The following is a 1,103-nucleotide window of genomic DNA, read 5'->3' as shown; positions in this document are numbered from 1 at the left end:
GGAAGGTGCGAATAAGCAGGTCATTTCTTCCCAAGCTGACTCGCTGATTAAAATTTCGCGGATCTGGGCCGATTTTTTTCCCGCAAACACATCGAATCAGCCTATTTAGGCTATTTTTTCCACCATTTCTGGCGTTATTTCCGGTTTTTACTGAGATCTCTCCCACTGACGTATCATTTGGTCCACCCGAAACAGGTTGGCCAGGGTGAATAACATCGCCAGTTGGTTATCGTTTTTCAGCAGCCCCTTGTATCTGGCTTTCACGAAGCCGAACTGCCGCTTGATGATGCGAAACGGGTGCTCCCCCCTGGCACGGATGCTGGCTTTCATGTATTCGATGTTGATGGCCGTTTTGTTCTTGCGCGGATGCTGCTTCAAGGTTTTTACCCTGCCGGGACGCTCGGCGATCAGCCAGTCCACATCCACCTCGGCCAGCTCCTCGCGCTGTGGCGCTCCTTGGTAGCCGGCATCGGCTGAGACAAATTGCTCCTCTCCATGAAGCAGATTACCCAGCTGATTGAGGTCATGCTCGTTGGCCGCGGTGGTGACTAGGCTGTGGGTCAGGCCACTCTTGGCATCGACACCAATGTGGGCCTTCATGCCAAAGTGCCACTGATTGCCTTTCTTGGTCTGATGCATCTCCGGATCGCGTTGCTGCTCTTTGTTCTTGGTAGAGCTGGGTGCCTCAATGATGGTGGCATCCACCAAAGTGCCTTGGGTCATCATGACGCCTGCTTCGGCCAGCCAGCGATTGATGGTCTTGAACAATTGACGGGCCAGTTGATGCTGCTCGAGCAGGTGGCGGAAATTCATGATGGTGGTGCGATCCGGCAGGGCGCTATCCAGGGATAATCGGGCAAACAGGCGCATGGAGGCGATTTCGTACAGGGCATCTTCCATGGCACCGTCGCTCAGGTTGTACCAATGCTGCATGCAGTGAATACGCAGCATGGTCTCCAGCGGATAGGGCCGTCGGCCATTGCCCGCCTTGGGATAAAACGGCTCGATGACAGCGGTCATATTCTGCCATGGCAGAATCTGCTCCATGCGGGAGAGGAAAATCTCTTTTCGGGTCTGACGGCGCTTAGTGCTGAATTCACTAT

At 54.1% G+C, this 1,103-nt stretch carries 1 protein-coding gene; it reads right to left on the bottom strand.

Translation table 11 applies throughout. From position 1 onward, the window contains the following. Nucleotides 1-147 precede the first annotated feature (147 nt). The coding region (locus tag ADJ24_RS15610; protein ID WP_048702899.1) for an IS5-like element ISKpn26 family transposase at nucleotides 148-1,103 on the bottom strand (956 nt) is incomplete at its 5' end.

It is taken from the genome of Enterobacter sp. 940_PEND, from assembly GCF_001059415.1.
Lineage (GTDB): Bacteria > Pseudomonadota > Gammaproteobacteria > Enterobacterales > Enterobacteriaceae > Enterobacter > Enterobacter cloacae_M.
This window is presented reverse-complemented; position numbering and strand designations above follow the sequence as displayed.